Origin of the sequence: Paenibacillus sp. FSL R7-0204 (assembly GCF_038002225.1) — a bacterium.
In the GTDB taxonomy this organism is placed as follows: domain Bacteria; phylum Bacillota; class Bacilli; order Paenibacillales; family Paenibacillaceae; genus Paenibacillus_AQ.
In genome coordinates, this window is record NZ_JBBOCA010000001.1 from 6,669,727 (window position 1) to 6,694,224 (window position 24,498).

Here is a 24,498-nt window from a genome sequence, read left to right on the forward strand (position 1 = left end):
CTTTTCTGTCATAATAGCGGAGATAAGAGCTGACACAGACTTTCTATGCGTTTGACATTACGGCTGCGCTCCCGGAACTTTGTCGGATCAATGAATTCACTCTGCTCCAGATCTCTGTCGAAGTCCTCAGCCAGCTCTGCAATAATCTCCGGACGGAGCAGCACCGCCGTCAGTTCGAAGTTGGAATAGAAGCTGCGCATGTCCAGATTGGCACTGCCGACGGTGCCCAGCAGGCTGTCGATAATCATTACCTTGGCATGCATGAACCCTCTGGTATAGCGGTAAAATTTCACGCCGGCGTCCTGCAGATTCTCCAGATACGACAGCGTGGCATAATAGACCAGCTTGTTATCCGGCTTCGCGGGGATAATGATCCTCACATCCACTCCGCTGAGGACCGCATTCTTCAGTGCCCTGCTTATCGCAGGGTCGGGGATGAAATAAGGTGAGGTCATCCAGATCCGCTGCCTTGCGGCGCAGATAGAAGCGAAATACATCTCCTGAGTGGCATCCATGGCCGTATCAGGCCCGCTCGCGACAATCTGTACAGCCTCCCTTCCGCTACAGCTGTGATCCGGGAAGAAGCGCGGATGGCTGATAATCTCACCGGACGCCAGCCGCCAGTCCTTGAGAAACACATATTGCAGCTGATAGACGGCATCCCCTTCAAGGCGCAGATGCGTATCCCGCCAGAAGCCCATTTTCGGATTTTTGCCCAGGTAATCATCGCCTACATTCATGCCCCCGGTAAATCCGGTCAGTCCGTCCACCACCAGGATCTTCCGGTGATTGCGGTAGTTGAACCGGCGGTCCGGCAGTGCAGTCAGCGGAGGCAGGAAAAAATAGACCTGCACCCCCGCGGTCTTCAGTGTATTCACAAAGCCCCGGCTTAGTTTATGGCTTCCAAGTCCATCGCACAGCAGGCGTACCCTCACCCCCTGGCGTACCTTGCGGACCATCAGCTCCTGGAACTGCCGGCCGATCCCGTCCTCCCGGAAAATATAAAATTCCATGTGGATATGCTCCTGCGCACCTTCCATCACCTCCAGCATGGACTTATACGCTGCCTGTGCGCTGGACAGCACTTCACACCGGTTGTGGCTTGTAACCGGACTGTCCGCCAGCCCCGAGAACAGATTCAGCAGCTCGGAGCGGTGTTCAAATCCGGGATTGCCGGTATCCTCCACCTGCTTGACCTTATGAATCTTGCCGGTAACATGAATGCGGATTTCCCGCAGCAAGGAGATGCACTGGTTGCCAAGCTTGCGGCTCTGCCAGTAATCACGGCCCAGGAAATAGTAGAACAGCAGACCGAGCGGCGGGCAGCAGAAGGTAATGCATATCCAGGCAAGCGCCCGCTGCGGACGGCGGAATTCGGAAGCGGTAATAATGGCAAGCTGCACAATAAAAAGACATAAGATAACGGCAAATATCCTCATTCCGGGCCTCCTGATCAACTGAATGAACTATTACTATCTATGCGGGCATAGGCTGCGCCTGATAACTTTCATGAGGACTCTGCGGCGTAAGAAGCCTGCGCTTACTACAGGTTTTGCCTTAACTCTCCTTCTTTATTCAAGTAAACCGTTGTCATGTTCACCTTAGTTATGGAATACATAGAGTAGTAGGACGAATCGGATAAGCCCCCTGCATCCCGACAGATTGTTTCAGTCAGTTCATACCCAGCGGCTGCCAAGGCCGCAGTAAGGAGACGTTATGAAGAGTCAGCCAAGTCAGAAAAAGATTACGCTGCTCGTTATGCGTGAGGCCGGACGGCCTGTGAAGCAGCTGCAGATGTCGAAGCCCTTTGCTCTGGCGCTGCCTGCCGCGGCCGCCCTGTCCCTTTCCAGTCTGGTCACCTCCATGCATATCCATGCCTCCCGGTCCATCGCAGAGCTGGAGGCCGAGGCGGCCGCCTTATCGCTGACCAATATCCGCATGGAGCTGAAGGTTGCTGATAAGGATCAGGCGCTACAGCAGCTGCGCGGCCAGGTAAGCGAGCTCTCGGAGGAAGCGGAGAGCATTAAAGACAAGCTGAAGAGTGTGACTGAGCTGGAGGAGCAGCTGCAATCGCTGATCAACAAGGAGACCACCTCTTCTGCTGCCGGTAGCGGTTCTAAAGCGCCTATCCGCACTGAAGATGTTGGCGCCAAGACCTACAGCGCAGCTACATCAACCTCCGCAGCTCTTGTCAAAAACAGCCAGCCGGTAGTGGCGGACTTGCCTGATACAAGAGCCGGAACCGGAGCCGCTGGAAGCTATGGCAAGGTCAGCCGGTTAAGCGCCGGCCCGTTCATCCGGGAACAGCCGGAAGCTCTCGCTGCCGCCGTATCGCCTGCCGTCAACTTCCGGATCAGGGCTGCTGCCACCGCACTGAGCTTGCCTGCGAAGCCGCAGGTCGGCGGTGAATATGTCGCCGTCTACGAGAATGATCCGCAGCGGCTGGTTGAGGAGACCAAGGACGACTTCGAGGAGATCCACAGCATAATGGATGAGATGATTGGCAGTATCTCAAGCACGATTACGCAGGCCGAGAAGGCACACAAGACAAGAGCGGAGTTTCAGGCAAAACAAGCCCAAGAGAAGCAAGCCCGGCTGGCACGGGCCGTGATGTGGCCTACCGGCTCGAAGGTCATCACCTCCAGCTTCGGTTACCGCTCCGATCCCTTCAAAGGGGTCTCTGCTTATCATTCCGGGATTGATATTGCAGGAAATATCGGAGATGCAGTATACGCGGCACTGGGCGGCGTGGTTACCTCCGCAGAACAAATGGGAGCCCGGGGCAAATATATCATAATCAAGCATGACAATGGACTGGAGACCTGGTACATGCATTTGAACCAGATGACGGTCACCCCCGGTGAGCGGGTCGGCAAAGGGGCGCAGATCGGCATGCTGGGCAGCACCGGGCGCAGCACGGGCCCCCATCTGCATTTTCAGGTCGTGAAGCAGAACAAGCCGGTGAATCCGCTCAATTATGTTAAGCCATTATAGGTTCAAGAGAATAAGGAGGAATGCTGGAATGTGGAACAGACGTCAACCGGGTGCTTCACCCAAGTCAACCGATTCGCTGATCGGACATGGCGGCACGCTTGAAGGGAAAGTGCATTGCGATACGAACCTGCGGATTGAAGGGAATTTCAGCGGGGAAATTCTATGTGAGGGTACTGTGACGGTGGGTGAGCAAGGCACTGTCCATTCCAGCATTGAGGCGCAGGAGATCATTATCGCCGGCAAGGTCTATGGAGACGTAACCGCCCAGCGGAAGCTGATTCTCACCGGAACGGGACAGCTGCACGGCAATATTGCCGCCGGTTCCCTGAGCATTACGGAAGGCAGCCTGCTGAACGGGGCTGTGGCCATGACCGAACAGCCCGCCCCTGAGACAGCGGGCGGGCTGCATACGGTCACTGTCAAGAAGACTGCAGGCAAGCGCAGAGAAGGCAAGCAGAGTAAGCTGGAGGGTGCATGAGCCGTAAGCTCACAGCCTGTACGGCTACTTTGACCAGCCCCCTCTTGCTCCTTACGCTGCTACATCCCTTTTACGGAACACAATCCATGATACCGCCATGAATACAACATAATACACAGCCAGGACGGCAATCGCGAACCCCAGCGTCGCTCCTCCGGGACCGGTATCCGACACCACATAATTGCTAAGATTCATATGGGCAAAAATCAGATAGTTCGCCCACTCATACCGGTCGGGGTTGAAGATGGCGATAAAGATATCCTTGGTGAACATGATCGACAGCGACAGTACAATCGCAAGGCCACTGGAACGGAACACGCTGGAGATCATGAAGGCAATGGCTGCTGTCAGGAACAACTCAATGTAGCTGCACAGAATAATCATGAAGACATATTCCCCTGGCCCCCAGCCCATCACCATGTCCCCTGCATTTCCTGCAGCCCTGGAAGAGAAAATAAAGGCAGAGCCATAGCCGAATAGGATCAGCACGCCCGTGCTGACAAGGCTGAAGATAACCAGCGAAATATATTTCGAGAGCAGAATCTTGGAGCGGCTCCAAGGGCGGATCAGCAACAGCTTAATCGTTCCCCAGGTGAATTCGCCCGCTACGGAGTCGGCAGCCACTAAGGCCGTGAAGATGGTATTCAGGAAAAATGCGATGGTTACGGTGGTCCGGAAGCTATCCCATAGCCCGACTACATTGCTCCCGTTCGTGGTGAAATGAATTAGCGCCGGAAACAGCGCGCTCATCAGTGCCAGCAAAACCAGCATAATCCATGTCCGCAGACGTCTGAATATTTTGATATTCTCATTATGTATGAGAGAAGCGAACTCACCCAATGCCTTCACCTCCTGTAATTTCCAAGAATTGATCTTCGAGCGAACGGGACAGCGCCTTGATGCTGTAGACCTTAATCCCGGCAGCTACCAGCTTGGCATTCAGCTCGGCAATCTCCTCCCGAACCGCCTCTACCGCTATTCCGCCTTCCATAATCACGCCTTGGCCGATCTGCGCCAGTGCAGCCTCAGGGTTATCTACCTCGAAGAAGGTCTGGCTTACCGGTACCGCTGCATCCCCGACCGTCTTAAGCTGCTTCACATCGATCAGGCGGCCGTTCTGAATAATCGCCACACTATCGCACATCAGCTCCATCTCGGACAGCAGGTGACTGGAGACAAACACGGTTGTCCCCTCAGTCTGACACAGCTTGCGCAGATAATCACGCAGCTCGCGGATACCCTGCGGGTCCAGTCCGTTGGTCGGCTCATCGAGAATCAGCAGCTTCGGCCGGTGCAGCAGAGCCTGGGCCACCCCCAGCCGCTGGCGCATCCCTAAGGAATAGGTCTTGACCCGGTCATCGATCCGCTGGCTGAGGCCGACCAGCTCCACTACTTCATTGATGCGCTCTTTGGTCACGCCAGGCACCATGCGGGCGTACTGGCGAAGATTCTGGTATCCGGTTAGGAACTTGTACATTTCAGGATTCTCTACGATGGCCCCCACATTGGCTATGGCCTCTTCAAAATGATCTTTGATGCTTCGTCCGCAGATCAGGATATCCCCGCGGCTAATGGAGATAAGTCCTACCATCATACGGATGGTAGTGGTTTTACCGGCTCCGTTCGGCCCGAGGAATCCGAAGATTTGCCCGGGTGGAATGTCGAGTGTCAAGTCGCTGATCAGCGTTTTGGAGCCGATCTTTTTGGTGACCCCCATCAGGCTGGCTACGGGCTTCACCACTTCTGCCGTATTCGGCATAACTTCACTTCCTTTCGTAGGTTTGGTGTGAAAAGGGTATAGATTAAAATTAAAGTGTCCATCGTAACTGCGGGTAATGTTTGGACCTCCGTTACTTACACTTTATTGTTAAATCCAAAACCTGTTTCAACCATTTATATATTTTACCACACCTTCCCTTTTCCCTGAAATTAGGGAAGATATGCAGGGAAAGGATAGAAAGCAAGTGGAAACGACTTGGCACAAAATCACCCTAACGGGTGAAGGATGCTGATGCCTCATCGCCATCTGGTGACATACATCCAGCCCATATGCCTTTTGACCACACCATTGTAGTCGGTTTTCGCATACGTTCTAAAGGGTTCCTTCCTTTCCTGGCGGTGCTCTCCCTATCTCTTGCCCATCCTGAGCGTTTTCTCTCACTGACCGCTTGCATGAAGGCGCATTGTTGCACATTTTGCAGGATTCCTCTACAAATGTTACTGGCTGCGGTACATTGTTGCATCATTTGCAGGAATTCTGGTGATTAGAGCAAGTTAGCGTCGGCTTTGTTGCATTTCATGCAGGATTTCAGCATCTGGCGCTTCTATGGGGCAGTATTGCTGCATTTCTTGCAGGATTTCTCTACAATGTTACGGGCTGCGGAGCATGGAGCCCCTCCCTCATCGCATCAGCACCGATTGTATTCGATTTTCTGCATACATTTAGCCACTTCCCCTCGTGGCAGCACATCGTATTCGGTTTTTCGCATACATTGATCCATGTGCCGTTGTATCACCAAATCTATGCACACCTTATCCACATCATAAGAAAATCAAAATTTCCTAAAAGCAAAAAAAAGGCCACACCCTTCCATAATGGAAAGACATGGCCTTTTAATTAGTGATGTAAAACCTTAACCGCCAACACGCGCAAGCTCACGCATATTCGCTTCAAAAGCAGCCATCAGTGCAGCTTCACCGGTCAAACCGCTGCTCTCCACCTTGCGGATCTGCTCCAGCATCCGTTTGTAATCCTTCGGAATGACACGGGCAAATCTCGGCAGGGCCTCATCCCATGAATCCAGAATTGCCCGGCCCGCATTACTGTCTGTATGCTGGGTATGGCGGCTGATCATGGCATGCAGCTCGGCGATTTCGTCCGCTTCCTCTACACGCTCCAGCAGTACCATCTCCAGGTTACAGCGTTTGATGAAGGTATTGTCAGGATCGTATACATAAGCGATACCGCCCGACATCCCTGCTGCAAAGTTACGGCCCGTTGTACCCAGTACAACGACACGGCCGCCGGTCATGTATTCGCAGCCGTGGTCACCCACACCTTCAACAACTACATTGGCACCGGAGTTGCGGACAGCGAACCGTTCACCGGCAATACCGCTCACGTATGCTTCGCCACCGGTCGCTCCGTACAGCGCCGTATTTCCGATGATGATATTATCTTCCGCCGCGAAAGTAGCCTTGCGCGAAGGACGGATAATCAGCTTGCCTCCGGACAGTCCTTTGCCGACATAGTCATTCGAGTCGCCTTCAACGGTAATAGTGATGCCCTTCGGTACGAAGGCACCCAGACTCTGTCCCGCCGATCCGGTAAAGTGCAGCCGGATTGTATCGTCCGGCAATCCGGCTGCGCCGTATTTGCGCGTCAGCTCACTGCCGAGAATCGTACCCACGGCACGGTTCACGTTCGTGATCGGCAGGGAAGCTTCCACTGCCGTGCCGGATTCCAGCGCCGGTGCAGCAATATCCAGCAGATGGGTCATATCCAGGGTCTCTTCCAGACCGTGGTTCTGGAACTTGCTGCGGAAGCGTGTGCTTCCTTCCGGCATAGCCGGAATGTGCAGCAGGCTGCTCAGATCGACGCCCTTCTTCTTCCAGTGTGTAGATGCCTTAACCGCATCCAGGCAATCGGTACGGCCGACCATCTCTTCAATCGTCCGGAAGCCCAGCTCTGCCATAATCTCGCGCAGGTCCTGTGCCACGAAGGTCATGAAGTTCACCACATGCTGCGGATCACCCATGAAGTTCTTTCGAAGCTCAGGGTTCTGCGTAGCTACGCCCACCGGACAGGTATCCATCTGGCATACACGCATCATGATACAGCCTACGGCTACCAGCGGTGCAGTAGCGAAGCCGTATTCTTCAGCACCCAGCAGAACGGCAACCGCGAGATCGCGCCCGCTGAGCATCTTGCCGTCGGTCTCCAGCACGACACGGTCGCGCAGATTGTTCAGCATCAGCGTCTGGTGGGTCTCCGCCAGGCCCAGCTCCCAAGGCAGTCCGGCATGACGGATGGAGTTCATTGGCGAAGCGCCGGTACCGCCATCGTAACCGCTAATCAGGATAATATCAGCACGGCCCTTCGCCACACCTGCAGCGATGGTACCTACGCCAACCTCAGAGACGAGCTTTACGTTAATATTGGCACGCGGATTGGCATTCTTCAGATCATAGATCAGTTCAGCCAGATCCTCAATGGAATAGATATCATGATGCGGCGGCGGCGAGATCAGTCCCACGCCTGCCGTTGAACCGCGGACCTCCGCAACCCAAGGGTATACCTTGCGGCCCGGAAGCTGTCCGCCTTCACCCGGCTTCGCGCCCTGCGCCATCTTGATCTGAATCTCGTCGGCATTCACCAGATAGTTCGAGGTAACGCCGAACCGTCCCGAAGCGACCTGCTTGATCGCACTGCGGCGGGAATCGCCGTTAGCGTCTGTAAGGAAGCGCGCCGGATCCTCCCCGCCTTCACCGGTGTTGCTCTTGCCGCCGATACGGTTCATAGCAATGGCCAGCGTCTCATGTGCTTCCTTGCTGATCGAGCCGAAGGACATGGCACCAGTCTTGAACCGTTTCATGATCGATTCAGCCGATTCTACCTCATCCAGCGATACCGGAGCACCTACGCTCTTGAACTGCAGCATCGAGCGCAGCGTCTGGTGCTTCTCGCTTTCGCCCTGAACGAGCGCCGCATACTTCTTGTACATCTCATAATCACCGCTGCGCACAGAGTGCTGAAGCAGATGAATCGTCTGCGGGTTGAACAGATGCTCTTCCCCGTCACTGCGCCACTGGTATTCACCACCGGAATCCAGCACCATATCGTTGCCGTCTTTGTCGGTGAAGGCACGGTTATGGCTGGCAAGCGCTTCTTGCGCCACTTCCTCCAGGCCAATTCCGCCGATACGCGAAGGTGTCCAAGTGAAGTAACGGTCTACGAACTCGGAATTCAGCCCGACCGCTTCAAAAATCTGTGCCCCGCGATAGGATTGAATCGTGGAGATTCCCATTTTGGACAGAATTTTGACCACGCTTTTCGTAGCTGCCTTGATATAGTTCTTCACAGCCTTCTCATGCGAGATTCCGCGGAGCAGGCCTTGGGTGATCATGTCATCCAGACTCTCGAAGGCCAGGTAAGGATTGACCGCACTTACACCATAACCCAGCAGAAGCGCATAATGATGAACTTCACGCGGTTCGCCGGATTCCAGCAGAATGCTGACCTTGGTGCGGGTTCCCGAGCGGATCAGATGGTGATGCAGGCTGGAGACTGCCAGAAGCGCCGGAATTGCCGCATTCTCGCGGTCTACACCCCGGTCAGACAGAATAAGAATATTATGGCCCTTGCCCATAACCCGGTCTGCCGCCTCATTCATCCGGTCAAGCGCAATTCTGAGGCCCTCTGCTCCCAGCTCTGCCGGGAAGAGAATCGGAATGGACATCGATTTGAAGCCCGCACGGCGGACATGACGGATTTTGGCGAAATCCTCGTTCGAGAGAATCGGAGAATCCAGCGAGATCTGCCGGCAGCTCTCCGGTTCTGCCTTCAGCAGGTTGCGTTCAGGTCCGATCGTAGTCGCTGTGGACGTTACCAGCTCTTCACGGATGGCGTCAATCGGCGGGTTAGTGACCTGAGCGAACATCTGCTTGAAGTAATTGTACAGGCGCTGCGGACGGTCTGATAACACGGCCAGCGGTGAATCGTATCCCATGGAGCCGACAGCTTCGGCGCCTGTGGAGGCCATGGGCTCCAGCACCTTGCGCAGATCCTCGAAGGTATAGCCGAAGGACTGCTGCAGCTGCTGCACATTATCATGCTTCGGATTCGGAAGCTCCGGTGCATCCGGGAGCTGATCGAGGCCGATCAGATGCTCATCCAGCCACTCTTGATAAGGCTGCTCGGAGGCGATTTCGGCTTTTACCTCTTCGTCCGAGATAATCCGGCCCTGCTTCGTATCCACGAGCAGCATGCGGCCCGGTCTCAACCGGTCTTTGTATAGAACATCTTCTGCCGGAATGTCGAGGACACCCGCTTCAGAAGAGAGAATAATCAGATCATCTTTGGTGACGTAGTAACGCGCAGGGCGCAAGCCGTTACGGTCGAGGACGGCCCCGATTTGCACACCGTCGGTGAAGCCCATTGCGGCAGGTCCGTCCCACGGTTCCATCAGGGTGCTGTGGTATTCATAGAAGGCTTTCTTCTTCTCGTCCATGCTGTCATGATTGCTCCAAGGCTCAGGTACCATCATCATCGCCACATGGGGCAGGGAGCGTCCGCTCAGGTAGAGGAATTCAAAGGTATTATCGAACATGGCTGTATCGGAGCCGTCCGGATTCACCACCGGCTTAACCTTGCTGATGTCTTCTCCGAACTTCTCGCTCTTGAACAATGACTGGCGCGCATGCATCCAGTTCACATTGCCGCGAAGGGTGTTAATTTCACCGTTGTGAATCATGAAGCGGTAAGGGTGGGCACGTTCCCAGCTCGGGAAGGTGTTGGTGCTGAAGCGGGAGTGGACCAGGGCAATCGCTGATTCCAGCGTCTCTTCCTGGAGGTCCAGATAGAATTGTCCTACCTGTACGGTAGTGAGCATACCTTTGTATACGATCTTCTTGCAGGAAAGACTCGGCACATAGAAGGATTCGCCCTCTTCTGCCCCGCCGTAGCGGATTGCCAGCTCTGCCCGTTTGCGGATCACATACAGCTTGCGTTCGAAGGACAGATCATCCTTGATTCCCTCCGAGCGGCCGATAAATACCTGGCGTACATATGGCTTTGCAGCCTTGGCTGTCTTGCCGAGCATTTCGTCAAAGGTCGGAACATCACGGTAACCGAGTACCTGCTGACCCTCTTCCGCAATAATCTCGCTCAGGAGCGCCTCATGGCGGGCCCGGATCTCCTCGTTATGAGACAGAAAGATCATGCCCACGCCATAATGGCCCGGCTCCGGAAGCTCAAAGCCCAGCTTCGCGGCTTCACCGGCAAAGAAACGGTGGGGAATCTGCAGCATAATGCCGGCTCCGTCTCCAGAGTTCGGCTCGCTTCCCTGTCCTCCCCGATGCTCCATATTGAAAAGCATAGTCAGCGCATTGCTGACAATATCATGGGACGGCTTGCCTTTAATATGCGCGACAAATCCCATACCGCAAGCGTCTTTTTCGAACTGGGGATCATAAAGGCCCTGTTTGCCGGGCAGTTCAGTGTGTCTCATCACATGCAACCTCTCTATTATAAAGTAGACGGAATTCCAGGAAAATTTTTCAGCGGAAAATCTTAATAATTATTCAGGCAGAATTGGTGTTATTATTTTATCATCGAGCTGACATGAGCGCAATTTAAACTTTTTTATGAGCTTGATTAACATTTGCTTTTGCATTGCAGCTTTAGCGAATAAAAGCGTAAAAAAACTGTCGAATGTATAATTATGCATAAATGACGAATAAGCGCTTATGCACTGAAAGCGTTTCAATCATTTTTCTGCACAGAAAACGGCACTTCCTTTAGCTATTTATATTTATGAATAAACCAAAAGCGCCCTCTAAGAGGGCGCTTTTGGTTCGTATGATTCACAAAGAATATTGCTGCTTTATACAGTCAAAACTTGTTCACTTTTCAGCACAGCTTCATTGCCGCGGTCACGGGTCATGAAGTAGGTGAAGGTTAAAGCCAGGAATATTATTCCATAAGCACCAAGTGTTCCTGCATCAGCCCACATGGAGCCGAAGTCCCCAGTAGAAATCACTGCCTTGAAGCCTTTGACACTGTAAGTCATCGGCAGCAGCGGATTGAAGAACTTCATCCAGTTAGGAATCAGCTCCAGCGGGAAGGTTCCTGCGCTTGTAGTCAACTGGAAGATCAGAATCAGAATGACTACGAAGCGGCCAGGCTGATCCATCCAAGTAACAATCGCTTGAATCATCCACATGAAGGCCAGGCTGGTAATGAACGAGAAGGCGTAGAACAAGGGTACATTCTGTACTTCAAGTCCCAGACCATACAATACAATCAGGACAGCCAGCAGAGCCTGAAGCACACTCATCATGGAGAACGTAAGGGTACGGCTCATGAACCGGTTGAATCGGCTGGCTCCAATGACTTCGGAATCACGCATAGGGATAACAATCGTACAGATCAGAGCACCTACGAATAATCCGAGGGACAGGAAGTAAGGAGCAAATCCTGTACCGTAGTTAGGCACCTTGTTAACCTTCACTTCTTCGATCTTTACCGGCTGGGCGAACATCGATACCAGCCCATCGGTCTTGTTCACCGATTTGGTCTGTGAAGCCGCATCGCCCAGCTTGCTTGCCAGCTCACCGGAGCCTGTCTTCAGCTCATCGAGGCCATCCTTCAGCTGCCCTGCTCCGTCACTCAGCTTCTTCGAGCCATCGGCTACCGAGCTAAGGCCGCTACCAAGCTTGCCTGCTCCAGCCAGCAGCTTCGCGGTGCCGGCTTCCAGCGCTTTGCCGCCGTCTGCCAGCTTCACGCCGCCCGCTGCAGCTTCGTCCAGCTTCGCGCCGAACTGCTTCATGCCTGCGGTCAGCTTCGCGCCGCCGTTCTCCAGTGCGGCTGCTCCGGCTGCCAGCTGATTCTGGCCATCCAGCAGTTGCGAACTGCCTGCGTAGAGCTTCTGCGCTCCATCATGCAGCTGGCCTACACCTGCATCCAGCTGCTGTGAACCGCTGTGCAGCTGATTTGCTCCCTGCAGCAGCTGCTCCTGGCCGCTGTTCAAGGCTGCAGCTCCGTTCAGGAGCTGCTGTTGGCCCTGGTCCAGCTGCGCCGTGCCCGCAGCTACTGCTGCGCTTGCCGCCAGCAGCTTCTGCACCTCAGGGCTTGCTGCCAGCTGAGGATTCGACTTCGCCAGCGTCTGCAGACCGTCAGCTACAGCCTTGGCTCCGGCTGCTGTCTTGGCACTGCCGTCCTTCGAAGCCGTAAGTCCGGCTTCAAGCTTCGCACTTCCCTCGGCGGAGGAGCTTAATCCGGCCGCTAGCTTCGCGCTGCCGTCCACCACAGCCTTCGTACCTGTCTGCAGCTTCTCGGTGCCGGTTACAGCCGACTGTGTTCCGGCCTGCAGCGAAGCCGCTCCGGCTGCCGTCTTCTGCAGCCCGGCATTCAGCTGCTTGCTGCCCGCTGCCGACTGCGTCACACCATCCTGCAGCTGCTTATGCGCTGCGGATAACTGCTGCAGACCTCCGGCCAGCGTGCTGGTGCCGGTTTTGAGTGCGGCTGCTCCGTTATTGAGATCACTCACGCCCTGGGTAAGCGGCGCTACACCATCCAGCAGCTTGCCGGTGCCTTCGGTCAGGACAACCAGATTGTCCTTCAGCTTCAGAGCGCCATCATCCAGCTTGGTGGCGCCGTCTGCAATCTTGGTTGCACCGTCTCCGGCTTCGCCCAGACCGTTTGCGATTTTGGTGATTTTATCAAATACAGAACTGGTATAAGCTTCCGTAATCTTGGCGGATACCTTGCTCTTAATATCCTTCACTGCCGTGCCGCCAATCTGGCCTGCCAGGAAGTTGTAGCCTTCATTCGGCTCGTAGATGATCTTGGCCGGCTGCGGATCTGCATCCAGCAGTGTAGTTGCCTTAGCCGAGAAGTCTTCCGGAACCACAATCGCCATATAATAGGTATTATCTTCAAGTCCGGCTTCCGCCTGCTCCCGGCTGACGAAATTCCACTTGAACCCGTCCGTCTTCTTCAGCTCCGTGACCAGATCTGCTCCGGCGGTAAGCTTGGTGCCTTCATAATCAGCACCCTTATCCTGGTTGACAACCGCTACCGGAAGCTCGTTCATTTTACCGTAAGGGTCCCAGAATGCCTTCAGGAACAATCCGCTGTACAGAACAGGAATAAATAGAATGGCGAACATGGAAATACGCATCTTGGGATTCTTGAATACCGCGCCAAGATCCTTCATAAACACGGATAAAGATTTCATTCTGGTTCTCTCCTTATGATCATATGCTCTCTCTTGAAAATACGTGGACTTGCTTTGAAATGATAGTTTCGTGAATGTTACAGTAACACCAAATGACTGTTTTCCCCATTCGGTCAATCAAAGGCAAAAAAAATGGGTTTATCCTGTTCAGTACCATCCGCCTCATCCCATCAATCCCAATCAGGGAAAGCGCAGCAATGCGAGACGCCATCCCTATACCGGACTTAACTTAACTTCTACTGTGACAGCCCCTCTGCCAAAAACAGATGAAAATAATGCTTGATCTGTTCTTTGGTCAACGGCACATGTACCTTGCTCAGTTCAGCAGTAAGCGCGATATATAACCTGAACATTACCACCGACACAATCTGGGGATCGCAGGGTTTGATTTCCCCTTGACGAATGGCCTGCTCCACCTCCCGTTCCAGATATTCAAGCACCACACTCTCGATCTTGTCGAGTCCTTCACCAGCCTGCGGCGTTCCGAAGTCCAGACTCTCCTGGGACAGCTTGATGAATAGCTCATGTTCGCTTCGAAATTCCAGCAGGGCATCCAGCACACGGTGCAGATTATCAAAAAACGGCTTATCACGCCTAATCTCCCGCTCAGCGATCATTTTCATCTCGAGGATAACATCACGCAGGATTTCATCAAATAACTGTTCCTTGTTCGTAAAAAAGGTGTAAATCGTCCCTTTGCCGACATTGGCAATCTTGGCGACCTGGTCCATCGTTGTTGCCTTATACCCGAATAATGAAAAAGACTTCGTCGCCGCCTGAAGCACCTGCTGCCTTCGATCTACCACAGCCATTCATACACTCCCTTTCCTGAAGGATCGTCTATAACTCCCGTTCTGACCAATTTACTAATCCGGTCACTCGGTCAAGACCAACTTTATCACTTTGCCTATGTCTTTGCAATACTTTTGCTAATTTTTTTTATTTTATTGCAGTGTTTTAACTTTCTATTTACGTCTTATTTGTATAATGTGAGAAAAGAAGCAAAATCCCTAGTATAATATTAGGAGAAGCATGTACACGAGTAACCGCAGACAGACTTATGAAGCTATCTAATAAACCTACCTATAAAGGAAAGTTGCAGGTGAACTTATGCGAAAGAAAAGAGTACTGCTGTTTTCGGAAGGCTTCGGCACGGGCCATACAGGGGCAGCCTATGCTCTGGCTGAAGGAATACGACTGCTGAACCCTGATGTTCAGTGCCGGGTCTTCGAGCTCGGAAAATTCCTGAATCCTACGGTCGCTCCTTGGATTCTTTCCGCTTACCGCAAAACTGTCAGCAGCCAGCCGAAGCTGGTCGGCATGATGTATAAGACCCAATATCATAAATCACTGAACCGGTTGACCAAGCTGGCCCTTCACCGGATTTTTTATACCCATGCCTCTCAGGTCATTGAGCAGCTGCGGCCGGATCTGATTATCTGCACACATCCGATTCCTGCTGCGGTCATCTCCAGACTGAAGCGCCAGGGTCTTGATGTGCCGTTCTATACGCTGATTACAGATTATGATGCCCACGGCAGCTGGGTGAATGCGGAAGCCAACCGATATCTGGTATCGACTTCAAGGGTCAAATCCATTCTTACGGGACGCGGCGTACCCTCCGATCTGGTGACGGTGACCGGGATTCCCGTGCATCCGAAATTCTGGGAGTCCCAAGGCAAGACTAAGCTGCGCAAAGAGCTCGGGCTCGCCGACATCCCGACTGCGCTGATTATGGGCGGCGGCTGGGGCCTGATGTTCGGCAAGGATATTATGAACTCGCTCACTGCCCGGATCAATGACATCCAGCTTATCTTCTGTATGGGCAGCAACGACAAGGCTATAGCCAAAATGAAGGCCAACCCCCTGCTGAACCATCCCAACGTAAGGATTCTCGGGTACAGCAGTGAGATCAACAAGCTGATGGATGCCTCGGATCTGCTGATCACCAAGCCTGGCGGAATGACCTGCACCGAAGGCCAGGCCAAAGGTATTCCGATGCTATTCTATAACGCCATCCCCGGCCAGGAAGAGAAGAACAGCCAGTATTTCGTCGAGCTGGGGCTGGCCGAGATGCTTAATCCAGGCGTCGTGGACAAATGGTTCTCCATGCTCCTAAGCGAATATGCCGGATTCGGAGGACCGCAGAAGCGCAAAAGCTCTCCGGACCTCCAGCAGCCGCAGCACTGCGCCGCCACCATTCTTAAGATGCTGGGCAAGCCAGCTGCGGAAACCGTCTTCTCCGAGGCGTGGAGCGCCCCTCCGCCCAAGGTCCGGAACGAAGAAGCCGTCTATGTCACACCCTAAGCCTTTATCCTGATTCCCTAACGCAAAGAACCTCCAGCCCATAGATCCTGCGGGTTGGAGGTTCTTCTTTGCATTACATATGGCCGTAACAAGTGGAAACGGCTTTGCCATCCTTTTCAGGACGGTACTGTTTCAGCGAGAAATAGAACGATAATTTGTCGTGTGCAACATATAAATTCTTATATTTTAGAATAGACGTATAGCGTCTGAAGTCTAGCGGGTCTTTTATTTATAAAAGGTATGATTGCCAATGGTCTTGGCGAGTGTCCGTGAATGATGCACGGTCAGATCCTGTGCCAGGGTCAGCGACAGGAAAAAATAGGTGTCATCCGTAACTTCTTTGACCCCCATAAGCGCTGCGTTCACAGCCTTAATACTGTCCGCATTGGGCTTCACGCGTTTAAGACGCCCGTTAGCCACAGGACTGAACTGCCTTTTCTGATAGATAACTTCTCTGATAGTGTCGGGAAAATTGGCTGACCGCAGCCGGTTTAGAACAACGTTGGCAACTGCCACCTTGCCCTTGTACGGTTCGCCTTCTGCCTCTGCCATGACGATTTTTTGCAGCAGATGCAGGTCTTCTCCGGATACGGCGTAGCTCCAGGTAGCTTCAGCTTGCTGCTCCTTGGGTAGTAGCTTGGTCCGGGAGAAGAACAATGTTGCGGGGGGATGTTGCTGAGTTACAGCCTTGCTTGGTTTCACACTCTTCGTCCCCGTTGCCGCGATCCTCAGCGCTTGCGCCACTGGCGGCGATGCTTTCACCACAGTTACCTTAGGCTTAGTCATAATGGAAGCAGGCTTATCCGCACTCTTGTGCTGCAGCTTCTCGGGACTTAACCATCCTGCACTCACCGTACGGGTCCAGGTATGGACCGGCTTGGCAGCTGTGGTGTAGAGCATGGGTGTACTATTTTCGGCTGAATGGCTTGTCCTGTGCAGGACGGATGCGGCTTGCGGAATAAGCTGCTCTACCGGTTGATAGCTTGCAGACTTCAGCTTACCCATTTCTATTACATTCTCCCCGGTAGCAGCAGTTCCTTCGGGGTTCATCAAACTTATCGCTGAGAAAGACACTAGGATTACACCAACCAGCAGCGCAATATAGCGGCTCTGTTTGAAAATCAACATGTTTTACCTCCTATTTTACGGCACATTCCTATTGTATGTAACCGAAAATGGAAGCTTTGAAAACTTTCTTGTCGATTTTGTATTTAGAAAAATGTAAATTTTTCAGTCATTTCATACATAGGAATGGCATGCATCCTGGTAGCATACACCACAAAAGCATCTACCGTCCAGCCTATGTCTGGAAGTAATTGGTCCGAAGGATGCTTCTCCATTCTTAAATTTTCCAGCCGCTCCAGCGTAAACGGATCTTCTCCGCGATATTTGCGGGCCACAGTCAAATGGGGATTGTACGTTCGCATCTCTGGAGTATACCCTAAGGGAAGTGTCGCTGAAACCACCTTTTGCTGCAGCTCCTTCAGCGGCTCCAATTCGCCGGAAACCCCCGCCCAGAGCACTCTTGGCGAGTCTGGAAGACCGAAGGTGCCCCATTCACCGAGCTTCAATTGAAAGCCTTTACTTGAGCGCGCAACCTTCCATAATGCCTCATAGAGAGATGGGATATATTCCCTGGCAGTATCTCCAAGAAATTGAAGCGTAATATGGAAATCTTTAAAATGTGTCCATCTCGCAAATTTAAGTCCGGAGGACACATGGGCAGACTCATTCTTCAGATATTCAAGCAGCGTATCAGGCAGCGGCACGGCAACGAACAGGCGCTCCACTTCTTGCTCCGGGTCCAAATGGCTCATGCGAATTTCACCTTTCCAAACAGATTTGTTATGCTTATCTATACTTATCGTCCATTTCTCTACTGAAATGTAGAACAGGAGGGAACCATCATGACTAAATCCATCGTTTGTATGCAGCAGCTATCCTCTGCTCAGCAGGAGCAGATCCGCGCCGCTGCACCAGAGTACACCCTTACCCTGGGAGATTCCAGGAACCCTGATCTGGAGCTGCTCTCCGGCGCAGAGATTATTATCGGCTGGGGCAAAGGCATCCGGGACACCGTGCTGCGACAGGGCTCACCGCTCCGCTGGGTACAAGCCTGGTCCGCCGGGGTAGAGAAGCTTCCGCTGGAAGCCCTGAAGGAACGCGAAATTCAACTGACGAATGCCAGCGGCGTGCATGCGGAACCGATTACTGCCGTCATCCTCAGCTTCATGCTGATGTTCACACGTAACATGCACACGGCCATCCGTAACCAGCAGAACCGCCGCTGGCACTCGGACGGGCAGGAGAGTGAGCTGACCGGCAAGACGATCGTCATCGCCGGAACTGGAGCGATCGGCAGCGAGACCGCCAGAATCGCCCAGGCCTTCCGGATGAAGACAATCGGTGTCAGCCGCTCCGGCCGGCCGGTGGAGAACTTTGACCAGATCTTCACCACCGGGGAACTGAAGGACTCCGTCCGCGAAGCGGACTTCGTGGTTAACACGCTGCCGCTCACCGACGAAACCCGCGGACTGTTCAATGCTGAAATCTTCTCTGCCTGCAAGCGGGGAGCATACTATATTAATATTGGCCGCGGCGTGACCACTCATACGGACGACCTGATCGCTGCACTGAATAGCGGGCAGCTGGCCGGAGCGGGCCTTGATGTCTTCGAGAACGAGCCGCTGCCGGAGGACCACCCGCTATGGGACATGGAGCAGGTCATCATCACCCCTCACTGTGCCGGGGTAACCGACCGCTATGCCGGCCGGGTAGTCGATATCTTCGTGGAGAACATGAAGGCCTACCTGGATACCGGTAAGCCTTCGCGCAATTTGGTGGATTATAGCCGCCAGTATTAGGGGGCCATCAGCATCACCCACATGTCGCATACATGCTCAGCTCGTTAAACTCTTTTAACTAATTTCAGCAATTCAGTTCATTCAGTAATTCACTAATTCACGAATTTACGCATAATAAAGAGCCTCTGCTGAACTAAGCAGAGGCTCTTGTTATACTTCCATCACTAAATAGATTGAACTTGAAGTAACCACAATTAGATGAGAGTAACGGAGGGGATATTTGGAACTGTAGGAGCGGCAGCGTCCGCCTTTGTTCCCGGATTTCAACCGCTACTGCGGTTCAATCCAAGAAATCCGGGAACAACAGCGGCCGTAAGTCCAAATATCACCGCAGTTACGGGCGGCATCGCCATTGAGAAGCTTTTAGTCCAATCTATCCCCCTCACACCTTAAAGCGGGTCACCGACTCCCGGAGCTCCGTAAGCAGCAGCTTCAGCTCCGCGATGCCGTTAGCCACAGCGGTGGTTGAGCTGAGCTGCTCATGCGCAGAAGCGGAGGTCTCCTCGACACCTGCCGCCGATTGCTGGGAGAGTGCCGAGATATGCTGGCTGAACTCGTTCATGGTCTCGCTGGCACCGGTCATTTGCTGCAGGTCCTGGCCCATCTCGTCGATTGTCACCGCCATCATGCGGACCGAGCCGTTGATCTCAGCCAGGGCATCACCGGTCTCGACAATCTGCCGGCTGCCTTGCTCCGTCTTGGCTACCCCGCCGCGCAGCTGCTCTACCATGGTTCTGGAGTCAAGCTGGATTCCCTGTGTAATCTCTGTAATCTCCGAGACCGTCTGCTGCACATCCTCTGACAGCTTCCGTACTTCCTGTGCGACAACAGCGAAGCCGCGTCCGCTGTCACCGGCCCGTGCGGCTTCAATAGCGGCATTGATCGCCAGCAGATGAGTCTGCTCTGAGATGCTTCGGATGGCCCCCACCAGATGGAAGATTCCTTCATTCTTGCGGTTCAGCTCTTCTACGGTGTCCATAGACTGCGAGACAGCATCGGCAATCTCGTTCATCTGCGCCACGGAGCTTTCCATGAGCGCCCGGCCCTTTTCACCCTTTTGCCGTACCTGCTCTGAATGATTGGAGAGATCCGTACCTCTGCCGGCAAAATTCTCAATTAACGTATTTAGCTCCTCCACCGCCTTGGAGGCATCCACCGCTGCTTCGGCCTGGCTTCCGGACGCTGTGGCCAGCTCTTCCATCGTCAGTGCGATCTGGCTGCTGCCTTCCTTCGTATCGGCAATGGTATGCATTAACACATCGCCCTGCTCCCCAATGATCCTTGATACATCTCTGATCCGGCTGACCATTTCCAGCAGCGTGCGGTTCGTTTCATTCACCGTCTTGGCCAGCAGGCCAATCTCGTCCTTGTTGCGGATCAGCGTCTCTTCCGCCGTCAGATCCCCGCTTGAGATCTGCTGCAGCTGCGAAGTTACCCTCTTCAGCGGATTGATGATCGTTCTGCGGATCACCATATTAACCAAACCGATAACTACAAGGACAATCAACACAGTCGCAATATTCATTCTCCCGGCGGTATTGAAAATACTTGTAGATATTTCACCCTCATTCTCAGCATCCTTCTGGCTGTGCGCTACCAGTGCATCCAGATCCACCTGCATGGAATTAAAAGCGTCAATCCCCTTCTCTGATACCTCGAGGGCCAATTTCTCGTCATTGGAGCTGCTGAGCAGAATCGCCTGATTGTTGACGGTCAGGAACTCGCCCCATTTTCCGACGAGCGACTGTAATTGCTTCAGCTCCTGCTCCCCTTTCAGATTGGCTTTATATTCCTTAAAAGTATCCGCTACTTTGCCGATGAATTTGGACCGCTCTTCCGCAAGGGCGTTTTTGTCCGCGCTGTCAGTGCTCAGGATATGCTGCAGGCTGAGTGCCATAACATGCTCTGTCAGATAGTTGACATTGTGAATTTTGTTCAGCTCGGGAATGATGTGATTAATGACTTTCCCGGTGTTCTTCTGCATACCGTTCATTTGATAGAGCGATACCCCGCCGCTGATCAGAACGAATACAGCCAGAGCCGCATAACCGGAAGCGATCTTGAAGCCGATGCTTTTTCTGCCGCTGGACAGCTTCGCCTGCTGCTTCTTGCCCGCTTCATTCCTCCCTTTTCCTAACCAATCCTTCAGTCGCTGACCTATCCCCACACCTGTGTGCCCCCTTGAAATTATTCTGGATGTTCCACCATTTTCCATCTAATTACATTTATTTTCATAAAAAAAGCAAAAAAAAATAGGTTATATGTACTATGTCGGCAGCAGACGGTCAAAAATTAACATGTTTCTCTCGATGTAAGGTTTTACCTGCCAGCCGGGGCGGCGGACAGGTAAAGTTGCTACTATATAGGTCTAATCCAGATCGTATATCGAACCGACCTTCAGCCCGTACAGCTCATTGTAGATTTTCTCGGCAAAGGCGTCGGTCATTCCGGCAATATAATCCGTCACCATATGCTCCCAAGTCCAAATCGGTCTGGCTGACTTCTGGTCCTTCTCGAACCGCTGCAGCCAGTCCGAAGGGATAATACTCCGGGATGTCTCGGGATCAAGGAATGCCTCCCACAGCCGCCGCAGTATCCACTCGCTCCGTTTCTGGAGGCGCTGTACGCGCAAATCGCGGATCATCGTTACCCAGGCGAAGCTTTTGAGCACACTGACGGTCCGCAGCATGTCCTCATCCTCCTTGCCTTCCTTAATGAAGGTAACCTTCTTCCAGTCCCCGTCCCCGATCACGCCGAGGCTGGCGACGAAGGTACTGACCCAATAGGCTTTGACTTCGCGCCGGGTGCGGGAATAGTCATTCTCACAGGTAGGCATCTTCTCTTTCCAGACCCGAAGGAAGGAATTCAGTACCTCCTCCACCTTGAAACGGATCGCGGACTTGTTCCAGCCGGACCAGAAGGTATCCTCTAGCGTGGTGATCTTCTCGACAATCAGCCGCTGAATATAGTCGTCTTGCAGGAAATGCTCATGTACCTCAATCTTACCGGCCTTGATGCCGTCCTCCAGATCATGCGCCGAATAAGCAATATCGTCACACAGGTCCATCAGCTGTGCTTCCAGCGTCTTTTTGCCTGCCGGAATTCCCCACTGGGTGCGGATCTCGTGGATATACTCCCATTCGTGCAGATACATTCCCTTCTTCAGCACCGTTCCGGGAAAAGGATATTTGTTAATCCCCAGCAGCACCGCATCCGAGAGGTTCAGGCCGTCGATATTCTCGCGCTTCTCCAGGAACATAATCAGGCGGAAGTTGTGGGCGTTCCCTTCAAAATGCTCATATTTGCGCTTCATGCTCTCATGAATCGTCTGCTGCTGAACGGGTCCTGCGCCGGACTTAGCTACCGCCTCCACCGTCTTGCGGGTAACCAGCTTCTCCAGTAGGCTGTCCAGTACCTCTTCTCCCTTATGCCCGAACGGGGGATGTCCGAAGTCATGGGCAATTGCCGCACATTCGACTACCTCGGGATCAATGACCAGACCCGGATTCTCCGCGGCTCCGGTCTCTACTTCCGGGTAAGAACGCAGCAGACTCTTGGCCGCTTCCCGGGCAATCTGCGCCACCTCCAGCGAGTGGGTCAGGCGCGTCCGGTAGTAATCCCCGGTTCCGGCTCCGAACACCTGTGATTTGCCCTGCAGCCGCCGGAAGGTCGGCGAATGGATCAGACGAGAATAGTCGCGTTCATATGCGGCTCTGGAGGTCTCCAGCTTCGTGATTTCGGGATATTGTCTATGCTCTCTTTGTTCAATCAGTGTCATCTCCGCTGCTCCTATTCCTTGATCTGTATTTAGTAACTTATTATAAGTCATTTCCGCCGGAACTTTCACTCTAAAATACAAATCGCCCCGCGGGCTGCTATAAATGCATAGCATCCAAGGGGGATAGAGCATTCTAAGACTTAAGCAGCAGGAAACGCTTATAAAAACAAGTGTGGAGTGAATCTGAGAGCCATGAGAACAGTCACCCGAATGACCGCCGCAGTTCTTGCAGCGCTGGCGCTGATGCATTGCCCTTCCGATCTGGCCCTGGGCAGTCCGAACAAGGCAAAAAACCGCTACTACTATGAGGAGCGCGGCGATATGATCTGGGAAGTGCGCACCAGCCAGAAGGTGATTGCGCTGACCTTCGATGACGGCCCGGACCCCCTGGAGACGGACAGCATTCTGGAGGTGCTGCATGAGTATCAAGCGAAATGCACGTTTTTTGCGATTGGCAAGCGGATCGCCGCATATCCCGATGTCGCCAGACGTGTGATTAATGAAGGACATGAGCTGGCGAACCATACCTATAACCATGTCTATTTCAAAAGGCCGATCTCCGGGAAGCAGATTCAGGAGGAACTCGCGCTGACGGAGCAGGAAATTATGAAGATATCCGGCAGACACAGCAGCCTGTTCAGACCGCCGGGCGGAATGTATGACGAGACCCTGATCGATGTATCCAACAACATGGGCCTTAAGCCCGTACTGTGGTCCTGGCATCAGGACACCCGAGACTGGAACCGCCCCGGCGTCTGGAACATCTCAAGCCGGGTGATCCGCAATGCCAAGAGCGGCGATATTGTCCTGTTCCACGACCATGTCCACGGGCCGTCGCAGACGAAGGAAGCGCTGAAGATTATTCTGCCTGAGCTGAAGAAGCAGGGCTTCCGGTTCGTGACCGTCTCGGAGCTGATTGCCTTATCTGATGTGCAGCAGGCGAAGACGGACCGGCACATGACCTATTAAGGGCCTTCCCCGGATTGCACAGGTTCACAAAATAAGGTAGTCTTGAGCATAATAAGGCTATCCTAATATGGCTATTTGTGAATCTGCCGCAGTCCATCCCCCAGGAGGGTACAATACATGACCGAGAATACTTCCTATACAACCGAGGAAATCGCCCGGCTGCTCAAAATCTCCAAGCTCAAGGTCTATGATCTCATTAAAAAGGGCGAGCTGCCCTCTTACCGTGTCGGCAAGCAAATGCGCGTTGATCTCTCCGATCTGGAGAAATACAAGCAGAATTCCCGCAACAGCGGGGCCTATGCGAATCTGTTGCCCGGAGGCGGGCTGACCGAAGCTGCACTGCCGCAGGCCCAGCCAGCGCAGCAGACGGGCCTCCCGTTCGCCGCGCCTTATCAGGCCTTCGCCTCGCCGCCGCCGCACAGCATGAAGAGCAGCGGTGTAAATGTAGTCATTACCGGGCAGGATATGTCGCTTGATATTCTGGCGACCCATCTGGAGCGGACCCTGCCGTCCACCCGCCCGCTCCGTTCCTATGCTGGCAGTCTGGACAGCCTCATTGCCATGTATCAGGGCGAATCAGATATTGTAAGCACCCACCTGCTGGACGGTGACAGCGGTGAATATAACCTGCCTTATATCCGCAAGCTGCTCGTAGGCTTCTCCTATATAGTGGTGCATCTGCTTACTCGCAGCGCAGGCTTCTATGTGCAGAAGGGCAATCCGCTGGGCATCCGCAGCTGGGGGGACCTGCGGCAGGACGGAGTGACGCTGATCAACCGTGAGCGCGGCTCCGGCGCGCGGGTGCTGCTGGATGAACAGCTGCGCCTGCATGGAATTCCGTCATCCGGCTTGAACGGATACACTAATGAAGAGAACAGTCATCTGGCAGTAGCCAGCCTGGTGGCGAGAGGCGGGGCGGATGTGGGCATCGGCACCGAGAAAGCCGCCAAAATCATTGACGGCATCGACTTCATTCCCCTGATCCGTGAGCGTTACGATCTGGTCATGGTGAAGAAGCCGGAGAATGAAGCCTGGATTAACGCGATTCTGGATATCCTTCGCTCGGAGGCGTTCCGCAGTGAGCTAAGCTCGATTCACAGCTATGACCTGAGCGCGACGGGGGATATTATTTACGAGACTTGAAAGAAT

16 protein-coding genes are annotated in these 24,498 nt (G+C 53.4%); 6 read left to right on the forward strand and 10 right to left on the reverse strand.

From position 1 onward, the window contains the following. Nucleotides 1-8: 8 nt before the first annotated feature. Nucleotides 9-1,439, reverse strand: coding sequence for a cardiolipin synthase (gene cls / locus MKX42_RS28880; protein WP_340756532.1), 1,431 nt, complete (start codon nucleotides 1,437-1,439; stop codon nucleotides 9-11). A 277-nt stretch (nucleotides 1,440-1,716) separates the two neighbouring features. Between cls and MKX42_RS28885 the strand changes: the two genes are divergently transcribed. Beyond that, on the forward strand, nucleotides 1,717-2,994 hold the full coding sequence (locus MKX42_RS28885) for a M23 family metallopeptidase (RefSeq protein WP_340756535.1): 1,278 nt from the start codon (nucleotides 1,717-1,719) through the stop codon (nucleotides 2,992-2,994). A gap of 28 nt (nucleotides 2,995-3,022) precedes the next feature. Beyond that, entirely contained in the window at nucleotides 3,023-3,472 is a 450-nt protein-coding gene (locus MKX42_RS28890; RefSeq protein ID WP_340756536.1) for a bactofilin family protein, read from the forward strand. Between the two features lie 51 nt (nucleotides 3,473-3,523). Here MKX42_RS28890 and MKX42_RS28895 read toward each other — a convergent pair whose 3' ends face one another. The 5 genes from MKX42_RS28895 to MKX42_RS28915 all read right to left on the reverse strand — a co-directional run bounded on the left by MKX42_RS28895 (nucleotide 3,524) and on the right by MKX42_RS28915 (nucleotide 14,243). Continuing rightward, entirely contained in the window at nucleotides 3,524-4,312 is a 789-nt protein-coding gene (locus MKX42_RS28895; protein ID WP_340756537.1) for an ABC transporter permease, read from the reverse strand. Then, nucleotides 4,305-5,231, reverse strand: coding sequence for an ABC transporter ATP-binding protein (locus tag MKX42_RS28900; protein ID WP_340756539.1), 927 nt, complete (start codon nucleotides 5,229-5,231; stop codon nucleotides 4,305-4,307). The genes MKX42_RS28895 and MKX42_RS28900 overlap by 8 nt, the downstream gene beginning before the upstream one ends. An 874-nt stretch (nucleotides 5,232-6,105) precedes the next feature. Further along, nucleotides 6,106-10,701: a glutamate synthase large subunit gene (gltB, locus tag MKX42_RS28905; protein WP_340756541.1), complete on the reverse strand. Its 4,596-nt coding sequence runs from the start codon at nucleotides 10,699-10,701 to the stop codon at nucleotides 6,106-6,108. Between the two features lie 375 nt (nucleotides 10,702-11,076). Beyond that, on the reverse strand, nucleotides 11,077-13,431 hold the full coding sequence (locus MKX42_RS28910) for a YhgE/Pip domain-containing protein (protein WP_340756543.1): 2,355 nt from the start codon (nucleotides 13,429-13,431) through the stop codon (nucleotides 11,077-11,079). Nucleotides 13,432-13,667: 236 nt separating this feature from the next. Next, nucleotides 13,668-14,243, reverse strand: coding sequence for a TetR/AcrR family transcriptional regulator (locus tag MKX42_RS28915; protein WP_209993273.1), 576 nt, complete (start codon nucleotides 14,241-14,243; stop codon nucleotides 13,668-13,670). A 298-nt stretch (nucleotides 14,244-14,541) separates the two neighbouring features. Here MKX42_RS28915 and MKX42_RS28920 point away from each other — a divergent pair, with 298 nt between their 5' ends. After that, nucleotides 14,542-15,738 (forward strand): MGDG synthase family glycosyltransferase, encoded by a 1,197-nt coding sequence (locus MKX42_RS28920; RefSeq protein WP_340756545.1) that lies wholly within the window; start codon nucleotides 14,542-14,544, stop codon nucleotides 15,736-15,738. Nucleotides 15,739-15,963: 225 nt separating this feature from the next. Here MKX42_RS28920 and MKX42_RS28925 read toward each other — a convergent pair whose 3' ends face one another. Next, on the reverse strand, nucleotides 15,964-16,866 hold the full coding sequence (locus MKX42_RS28925; protein WP_340756547.1) for a cell wall hydrolase: 903 nt from the start codon (nucleotides 16,864-16,866) through the stop codon (nucleotides 15,964-15,966). Between the two features lie 83 nt (nucleotides 16,867-16,949). Beyond that, the gene (gene thpR, locus MKX42_RS28930; protein WP_340756549.1) at nucleotides 16,950-17,528 is read right to left on the reverse strand and encodes an RNA 2',3'-cyclic phosphodiesterase; all 579 of its coding nucleotides are present in this window, start codon (nucleotides 17,526-17,528) and stop codon (nucleotides 16,950-16,952) included. 117 nt (nucleotides 17,529-17,645) lie between these two features. Between thpR and MKX42_RS28935 the strand changes: the two genes are divergently transcribed. Then, entirely contained in the window at nucleotides 17,646-18,602 is a 957-nt protein-coding gene (locus MKX42_RS28935; RefSeq protein ID WP_340756551.1) for a D-2-hydroxyacid dehydrogenase, read from the forward strand. Nucleotides 18,603-18,984: 382 nt separating this feature from the next. On the opposite strand, the gene MKX42_RS28940 is transcribed toward MKX42_RS28935, so the two are convergent. Then, entirely contained in the window at nucleotides 18,985-20,769 is a 1,785-nt protein-coding gene (locus tag MKX42_RS28940) for a methyl-accepting chemotaxis protein (RefSeq protein WP_340756552.1), read from the reverse strand. Nucleotides 20,770-20,970: 201 nt separating this feature from the next. Next, complete coding sequence (locus tag MKX42_RS28945; RefSeq protein WP_340756554.1) at nucleotides 20,971-22,380, reverse strand: deoxyguanosinetriphosphate triphosphohydrolase family protein; 1,410 nt, start codon at nucleotides 22,378-22,380, stop codon at nucleotides 20,971-20,973. 192 nt (nucleotides 22,381-22,572) lie between these two features. On the opposite strand from MKX42_RS28945, the gene MKX42_RS28950 reads away from it, so the two are divergent. Together MKX42_RS28950 and MKX42_RS28955 are read left to right on the forward strand one after the other, a co-directional pair. Further along, nucleotides 22,573-23,349, forward strand: coding sequence for a polysaccharide deacetylase family protein (locus tag MKX42_RS28950; RefSeq protein ID WP_340756555.1), 777 nt, complete (start codon nucleotides 22,573-22,575; stop codon nucleotides 23,347-23,349). A 117-nt stretch (nucleotides 23,350-23,466) separates the two neighbouring features. Further along, nucleotides 23,467-24,492, forward strand: a complete 1,026-nt coding sequence (locus tag MKX42_RS28955; protein WP_340756557.1) for a helix-turn-helix transcriptional regulator — start codon at nucleotides 23,467-23,469, stop codon at nucleotides 24,490-24,492. Nucleotides 24,493-24,498: the final 6 nt, after the last annotated feature.